At 35.5% G+C, this 8,199-nt stretch carries 5 protein-coding genes and 2 tRNA genes; all 7 read right to left on the bottom strand.

Translation table 11 applies throughout. The annotated features are described in order from the left end of the window. Window positions 1-92: 92 nt before the first annotated feature. Window positions 93-3,185: a CusA/CzcA family heavy metal efflux RND transporter gene (locus Q0A18_RS00185; protein ID WP_292008143.1), complete on the bottom strand. Its 3,093-nt coding sequence runs from the start codon at window positions 3,183-3,185 to the stop codon at window positions 93-95. 18 nt (window positions 3,186-3,203) lie between these two features. Continuing rightward, a complete protein-coding gene (locus Q0A18_RS00180) occupies window positions 3,204-4,283 on the bottom strand; it encodes an efflux RND transporter periplasmic adaptor subunit (RefSeq protein ID WP_292008142.1) in 1,080 nt (359 codons plus the stop codon). A 4-nt stretch (window positions 4,284-4,287) separates the two neighbouring features. Continuing rightward, the gene (locus Q0A18_RS00175) at window positions 4,288-5,529 is read right to left on the bottom strand and encodes a TolC family protein (protein WP_292008141.1); all 1,242 of its coding nucleotides are present in this window, start codon (window positions 5,527-5,529) and stop codon (window positions 4,288-4,290) included. A 79-nt stretch (window positions 5,530-5,608) separates the two neighbouring features. Continuing rightward, window positions 5,609-6,973, bottom strand: a complete 1,365-nt coding sequence (locus tag Q0A18_RS00170) for an ATP-binding protein (protein ID WP_292008140.1) — start codon at window positions 6,971-6,973, stop codon at window positions 5,609-5,611. Between the two features lies 1 nt (window position 6,974). Further along, window positions 6,975-7,655, bottom strand: a complete 681-nt coding sequence (locus tag Q0A18_RS00165) for a response regulator transcription factor (protein ID WP_292008139.1) — start codon at window positions 7,653-7,655, stop codon at window positions 6,975-6,977. Between the two features lie 202 nt (window positions 7,656-7,857). Continuing rightward, window positions 7,858-7,929, bottom strand: a tRNA-Thr gene (locus tag Q0A18_RS00160). 39 nt (window positions 7,930-7,968) lie between these two features. After that, window positions 7,969-8,041 (bottom strand) — tRNA-Gly (locus tag Q0A18_RS00155). Window positions 8,042-8,199: the final 158 nt, after the last annotated feature.

The following is an 8,199-nucleotide window of genomic DNA, read 5'->3' as shown; positions in this document are numbered from 1 at the left end:
TATATAATCAAATTATCATAAAAATATTACGAAATAAACTTTACACAAAGCTACATTTTTAAATTAATATTACAAACATTTAAACATGATTTTCAATCATGATTTTTTGCTCTGTTAAAGAACCAAAAAATAATAGGAAATATAAGTAGAGTAAGTACTGTAGCAGTAACCAAACCTCCTATAATAACAATAGCTAAGGGTTTCTGAGATTCAGAGCCGATTCCTGTAGAAAGGGCTGCCGGTAATAATCCGATAGAAGCCATCAAAGCTGTCATAATTACAGGTCTCGTTCTGGATTTCACGCCATTGAGTATCGCCTGATCGAGTAAAAGCCCATTTTTTACATTCTGATGAAATTCCGATATCAGAATCACTCCATTTTGAATACAGATTCCCAACAAAGCAATCATTCCTACTCCTGCCGATATTCCAAAATTAATTCTGGTAATATGGAGAGCTATAATTCCACCTATTAATGCAAAGGGAACGTTTGCAAGTACCAGTAAGGAATCTTTAATGTTTCCAAACAGAATAAATAGCAAAAAGAAGATCATAATAATACTTACAGGAACTACTTGAGCCAATCTATGAGAAGCTCTTTGCTGGTTCTCAAACTGTCCTGTCCATCCGAGAGAATATCCATCCGGAAGTTCTATTTGAGAAACTTTTTTCTGGGCATCTGCTATAGTACTTCCCAAATCACGGTCACGAATAGAAAACTTGACGCCTATATAGCGTTTAATATCATCACGATAAATAAAGGCTGCGCCATTGTCTTTAATAATATTACTGATTTCTTTTAACGGTATTTTGGCTCCATCCTGTGTAGGAACCATTAGAGAAGCTATATCGTTCTCATCTTTTCGGTATTCTTCCGAATAACGTAATCTAATCGGAAATTTCCTTTCACCATCAAACATTTCCGAAGCTGTTTTCCCACCAAAAGCCATTTCCAAAACAGCCTGGGCATCCGCAGGCATAACTCCATAAGCAGCCATTTTATCTCTATCCAATACTACACTTACTTCCGGCTGACCAATATTTTTGATGATTCCCGGGTCTTTAACCCCTTCCACGTCTTTAATAGATTTTAAAACTTCTTCCGCCAGTTTGTCCAAGGTTTCCAGGTTATCCCCGTAAATCTTTATTCCGTTCTCCGCTTTAAAGCCAGCAACCGCTTCGGCTACATTATCAGAAATAGGCTGGGAATAATTGAATGTGATTCCCTGATAGCTCCTAAGTTTTTCATCAATCTCTTCAATCAGTTCATCATAGCTTATTTTACGTTTCCATTCTTCTCTGGGCTTAAGATTTACTGCAAACTGAACAAATCCAAATCCATTAGGATCTGTACCATCATTACTTCTTCCAGTCTGTGCAAGAACATCCGTAACTTCAGAAAAGCTCATAATATCTTTCTTCAGAAGATCTGCTGTTTTTAATGATTCTTTTAATGATGAACTCATCGGCATTTCCGCAGTAATCCAAAGTGAACCTTCATTTAACTGAGGTAAGAATTCTGTTCCTAAAAATTTAGCGGAAAATAATGTAACAGCAAGAAAAGAAATCGCCACTATCATACTCATTCCCTTATTTCTAAAGGTAAGATTAAATCCTTTCACTACAGTCCGATCCCAAAAGTTAACAAACGGATTATTTTTTTCTTTCACATTTTTATTCAGAAGGATATGAGATAAAACAGGGACCAATGTCAAGGTAAAAATCAAAGCACCCAGTAAAGCAAATCCCAGTGTAAAAGCCAGTGGAGAAAACATTTTGCCTTCTACCTTCTGAAAGGAAAAAATAGGAATAAGGGAAGTGATAATAATTAATTTTGAAAAGAAAATCGCTTTTCCAAGCCCTGTCCCTGTCTGCTTAATCCACCCCCCTTTGGCCATTTTATTGAACTTTTCCATTCCATATTTATGGGCTTTATGGTCGAGCATCACAAAGAGCCCCTCCACCATTACCACCGCTCCATCAATGATAATTCCAAAGTCTACTGCTCCTAAAGAAAGTAAGTTAGCACTCATCCCAGCCATTTTCAGGCATAAAAATGCAAACAGTAATGATAGTGGAATAATGATGGAAACAATAAGCGTTGTTCTCCAGTCTGCCATAAAAATAAAAACGATCACTGTAACTAAAATAATTCCCTCAATGAGGTTATGCATTACGGTATGAGTCGTAAAATCCATAAGGTTATCGCGATCGTAGAAAGTAACAAGCTTTACATCTTTTGGAAGAATTTTTTCATTAAGTTCATCGATCTTAGCTTTAACGCCTACTAATACTTCTCTCGGATTTTCTCCTTTCCGCATCACAACAATGCCTTCTACAGTATCTTCATTATGGTTAAGACTCGCCTGTCCTACTCTAGGCATCGAGCTTTCATGAACTTCTGCAACATATTTTACCAAAACCGGATTTCCGCTATCATTCTGAATAGTAATATTCCCTATATCTGCAACCGATTTGACCAGCCCTATTCCTCTCACCACATAAGCCTGTCCGTTTTTTTCAATAACATCTCCCCCTACATTCAGGTTACTTTTAGTGACTGCCTCATATACCTGAAGAGGAGTTAAATTATATTTATCCAATGCTCGTGGATCAATACTCAATTCAAAAACTTTATCCTGACCACCAAATACATTGATATCTGCTACACCCGGAACTCCCCGGAGAGCACGGTCTATAACCCAATTTTGCAAAGTCAAAAGCTCTCTGGAGTCTTTTTTCTTACTTTCAATGGTATACCTGAATATCTCTCCGGTAGGCCCATAAGGCGGCTGTACCTCAGGTTCCACATCATCAGGAAGGCTTACTGTTCTAAGCTGATTATTAACCTGATTTCTCGCAAAAGTATCATCCACTCCATCATCAAAAAGAATCTTTACAATGGATAGCCCGAACATGGTGGTACTTCTTACACTCGTTTTTTTCTGAACTGGACTCATCGCCAATTCTATCGGTGTAGTAACAAATCTTTCTACTTCTTCTGCACTTCTTCCATTCCATTGTGTAATGATAACAATTTGCGTATTGGTAACATCCGGAAAGGCTTCAATCGGCATATTTTTAAAACTAATGAATCCTGCTATAGCCAATATACCCACCCAAATAAATGTAAATGCTTTATTTTTAAGGGAGAATGCAATGATATTTTTTATGAATTTATTCATGGAATAATAGGGATGGATTTAATTATTAAGTGAGCGGTAAATCAGCAGCTGATTAGTGGTAATCACTTTCTCTCCTTCTGAAAGGCCTTCTGAAACATAGGTAACATCTCCTACCTGCTTTAAAACTTTTATTTCTTTGATTTTCACATCTGCCCTCGACTCGAAAACGACTACAAAACTTCTGTTATCATCAAAGATCACCGCTTTGGATGGAACAGTAAGGGCTTTATCAGTTTCAGAATTCAATATTTTTATTGTTGCCTTACTTTCAGGAATCAACAACCCATTGGCATTATCGAGCACTACCCTCGCCTGCATAGAATTGGTTTCAGGATCGATAATTTTAAATATTTTATCTATTTTCCCATAAAATATCTTATCAGGATAGGAAAGCGTTGATACTTCAGCTTTCATTCCGAGACCTATCTTATCTATATCTGATTCATTTATATTCATAATAGCCCATACATTGGTAGTATTGGCAACGTCAAAGATATTATCACTTCTATCACTTCGGAGCTGCATATCTTTATTAATATTTTTCTGAACAATATATCCGTTGATCGGAGCGACCACACTGTAAATATTCCCTTTTTTAACATTATATACCGCACTTACCGCATTAGCTCTCTGCAACTGGTCCTGTGCTTTCTGAACTTCACTTTTAGCTTCCAGTATATCTTTTTCAGTATTCAGTTTTCCTTCATATAATTCTTTAGCCACCCTTAAATTATTCTGAGCCACTACCAGATCAGTCTTAGCGTCACTCACATCTTTTTGCACCTCCGCCAATTCCGTACTTCTTATGGTCGCCAGTACCTGTCCTTTTCTTACATAATCCCCCAGTTCCACATTCACACTCAAAACATTTCCTCCTACCAGCGGATAAACATCTATATAACTGTTTTTGTCAGCAGAAATTTTCCCATAAAAACTATAATAATCTTCTATGTTTTGTCTCTCTACTTTAGCTAAGGAAATGGATTTAAACATGGTATTGCTTAATTCAAATCCTTTTGGGTCAGGCTTCTTTTCTTCTTTCTTGGAACAGGAGAATAAGGATAACGCTCCCCAGAGAAGTATGATATATTTTTTCATTTCTTTAATAGAAGATTTTTGTTTGTACTAATTGATTAAGAAGTTCGGCAGATTGAATCACTTCATTTCGCATTTCATAAACCTGAAGAATAGTTTCTCTATAACTATCCATAAAATCAACAAACTCTATGAGGCTGATATTTCCTCTTCTGAAATTTTTTAATATTCCGTCATAGACAAGATTCAGATTATCAAGATCACTGGTTTTGAATTGGGATAATTGCTCATATTGGGTTTTCCAGGTTTGAAAAGCGGCCTCTACTTTTGTTTCAAGGTTTAACTTTTGGTAATCTGCATTTTTTTGATTTTGCTGAATGGCATAATTCGCTTTCTCAACATTCCCCTGATTACTTTTCCATAAAGGAATAGGAATCCCTATTTTAAGATTTACTTCATTTTTAAAAGTTCCTCCATTTTGATCCCAACCTGCGCCAATATTTACATCCGGTACATTTAAAGACTTCTGCCATTGAGCATAGAGTTTACTGTTATCAATCAATTTAAGGTTATACAGATAATCAGCATTATTTTCCAAAGCCTTTGTTTTTAATGCTTCCTCATCTCCAAAAGGCTGAGAGTCAAGAATACTTTTTGCTTCAGTTTCTGACAGCTGTGGTTCTATACTTTCTTTCAATCCAGTCAAAAGCTTTAAACTCTGCTCCAGTTCAAGGATATTTTTGTTAATTCCAACCTTATCATTGCTCAACTGAATCACAATACTCTGCAATCTGACTTCATCTCTAAGGGAAACATTACCTTTCGCAGATTGTATTTTATAGGCTGACAATAATTCGTTCATATACCCAAGCTGCCTATTGGTATTATCCAGCTTCAGTTTTTCATAGTAAAGATTATAGTAAGTAGTTCTCAGCTGTGTCCTCAGATCTATCAGTAATTGGGAAAACTGCAGCTGAGCCAATTCTTTATTAGATTTTGCAAAAGCAATCTCATTTTTCTTTTTGCCTCCCATATAGATGAGTTGGGTAATATCAGCTCCTTTAGCATGTCCTACATCAAAAAGTTTTTTTGCTTCGGGATTATAAGCATTGATTTCACCGCTTATTTGAGGCAGTTCCCATATTTTGGCTTGTAAAATATCTGCATCTGCCATATTGATATTATACTGCCCGGCAAGCAATTGAAGATTATTCTGCTGAAATGCATTTTCACAGTCTAAGAGTGACATCTGTTGCTGAGCCACTGTGAATGAAGAAATGATAATGAAAAGCCCCACAAATTTATTCATTCTATTGAGTTTAAGATTACAAAAATGGTATGACAGAATTAAAACCGACTTAAACTATTATTAAAAAAAAATTAAATTTCTATTTTCGGAATGTCACAGTAAATTTATTGGTTTTTTCAAAGGGTACGGAATAAGTAATATCAGCATTATGATATTCCAATATTCTCTTTACAATTCGAAGCCCTAGTCCTGAGCCGGAAATATTATGAGAATTATCGCCCCTCATAAAAGCTTCAAACAATTTAGGCTGTTCTTCTTCCGAAATGGTATTTCCTTGCGAAATTACCTCCACAACTACGTAGTCAACCGTTTCTTTAATCAGCAGTTTCACTTCTGAGTTATCGGAATAAATCGCAGCATTTTTAAATAAATTAATAAATACAATCTCTAGAAGGGATGGTACTCCGTTAATCACAAGAAGTGTTTCAGCAATGGTATCTCCAGCAATAAGAAAATCCATTTTCAATTCAGGATAACTTTTCTCAATAGCTTCAAATGATTTAAAAATCACTTCATCAATTCTGACTTCTTCATAAATACTCTGAATATTTTCTTTATCAAATTTATTTAATATGAGTAATGAATTCGTTAAATCAGATAACTGATAAACATCCTGCAGAATTTGTTTCAATGCAGCCATCGTCTGAGGAGAATGATGCTCAAGCTTCATCAGATTCTCCAGCTGAAAGGACATTCGGGTAATAGGTGTTCTTATTTCATGGGAAGCACTAGCCGTAAAATCCTTCTGGGACTGGAAAACATCATCCAGCCTTCCAATCATCGTGTTAAAAGACTGTGTCAGAATACTGATTTCATCTTCCGATTCTTCTACAGCAAATTGAGTAGTGAGTTTATGTGCAGTAATCTTCGAAACCTCTTTATTCAGATCTTCGAGAGGCCGCAGAAATTGTCCTACAAAGTAATAGCTGAAGAGGCCAATGATAAGAGCACTCATAAGATAAGCAGCAATAAGCAGATATTTCAGGTAAGATAGCTTTGATTTGCCATTCGTATCATAAGCACTGGTGAGGATATAATATTTTTCACCGTTGATTGTCTTTAGTGCAGCATAGATCTCCGGTTTTGTTTCTTCACTGTAGATAATTTTTTTCTTATCAAGTTCTTCCAGAAGATGGGCATCCCACGTTACATTTCTGTCTTTTATAGTACTATAGATAAGCTCTTTATCTTCGTTAAAAATTAATATCTTCTCATTTAACAGGATATTATCGGAATTTTCATTAAAAAAAAGAGGAGCTTCTTCCTCAAAATCTTTAGACTTTGAAATAAAATGGGAAGTAAATTCTAATCTTTGACGAAACCTTTCTTTGAATTCATCCCTTCTGAAATCATCAAAAGAAGCATAGATCACCATCATTACAATACCAAAAAGTAATGAAAATGCAATACTGAGGCTTAAAGCTATCTTTCTTTTCAGGGACATATCATATCGGGCTTAAATAATATCCGAATCCCGAACGGGTATGAATCAGCTTTACTTTGAAATCCTTATCTATTTTTTTTCTTAAAAAATTAATGTAAACTTCTACAGTGTTGGTATTGGTATTAAAATTATGCTCCCATACATGCTCTGTAATCTGTTGCTTTGAAACAATTCTTCCCTGCGCCTCAGCTAAATATACCAACAATTGAAATTCCTTGAGTGTCAAAGCAATCTCGGTAGTTCCTCTGAATACTTTTTGTTCGGTTTTATTGATAATAAGATCATCAATCCTGATTACTTCCTGATCAACAACGTCTGCAGGTGTTTTTCTTCTCAACAGTGAATTGATACGTAGAAGGAGTTCTTCAAACTGAAAGGGTTTTACAAGATAATCATCCGCAAGCCTTGTGAAAGCATCTTTCTTATCCGATAGCTCTCCATAGGCAGAAATAATGAATATGGGTGTAATCTTATCAAAAGAGCGTATGGTCTGGCATACATCCAAACCATTTATTTTAGGAACATTGATGTCCAAAAGATATAAATCATAAATATTGCCTTTGATCTGACGGAGAAAAGTTTCCCCGTCATAAATCCTATCACAGGTAAAATTATTCGATTCTAAAAATTTACTTAATTCTGCTGAAAGGATAAGGTCGTCTTCTAATAAAAGAATATTCATCAAAAAATTTATTTGATACGAATTTAATGAAAATTTTTAGGATTGATTGCTTTAAATATTGCAAGTTTATAAGTAAATATTATATAAATACAATGAAAAGAAATAAAAATATATGGAATGGAGAATCAGGTTTTTCGTTTTCTGATAGTATATAAAATAAAAAATTGCAACGATTGCTGCAATTTTATAAAGAATTCTGATGAGCCAACTACGGGACTTGAACCCGTGACCTCTTCCTTACCAAGGAAGCACTCTACCGCTGAGCTAAGTCGGCAAATAAAAAAATCACGCTTATAATAGAGTGATTTTTTTGAGCGGAAGACGGGGGTCGAACCCGCGACATTCAGCTTGGAAGGCTGACGCTCTACCAACTGAGCTACTTCCGCAATTTTGTTTCCAAGATTGTTGGTAAACGCTGTGCAAATCTATAAAAACCTTTATTAACCTGCAAGTTTTTTTCTTAAAAAATATAGTGGGGAGAGCAGGATTCGAACCTACGAAGCCGAAGCAACTGAGTTACAGTCAGTCCCATTTAGCCACTCTG

This window comes from Chryseobacterium sp., from assembly GCF_022712095.1.
Taxonomy (GTDB): domain Bacteria; phylum Bacteroidota; class Bacteroidia; order Flavobacteriales; family Weeksellaceae; genus Chryseobacterium.
The sequence above is the reverse complement of the archived record's forward strand: the minus strand, read 5'-3'. Positions and strand labels throughout refer to the sequence as shown.

Bases quoted from the DNA above. Each gene is read 5' to 3' on its own strand.
- Q0A18_RS00175 (WP_292008141.1), bottom strand. From the start codon at position 5,529: ATGAATAAATTTGTGGGGCTTTTCATTATCATTTCTTCATTCACAGTG.
- Q0A18_RS00170 (WP_292008140.1), bottom strand. From the start codon at position 6,973: ATGTCCCTGAAAAGAAAGATAGCTTTAAGCCTCAGTATTGCATTTTCA.
- Q0A18_RS00165 (WP_292008139.1), bottom strand. From the start codon at position 7,655: ATGAATATTCTTTTATTAGAAGACGACCTTATCCTTTCAGCAGAATTA.
- Q0A18_RS00185 (WP_292008143.1), bottom strand. From the start codon at position 3,185: ATGAATAAATTCATAAAAAATATCATTGCATTCTCCCTTAAAAATAAA.
- Q0A18_RS00180 (WP_292008142.1), bottom strand. From the start codon at position 4,283: ATGAAAAAATATATCATACTTCTCTGGGGAGCGTTATCCTTATTCTCC.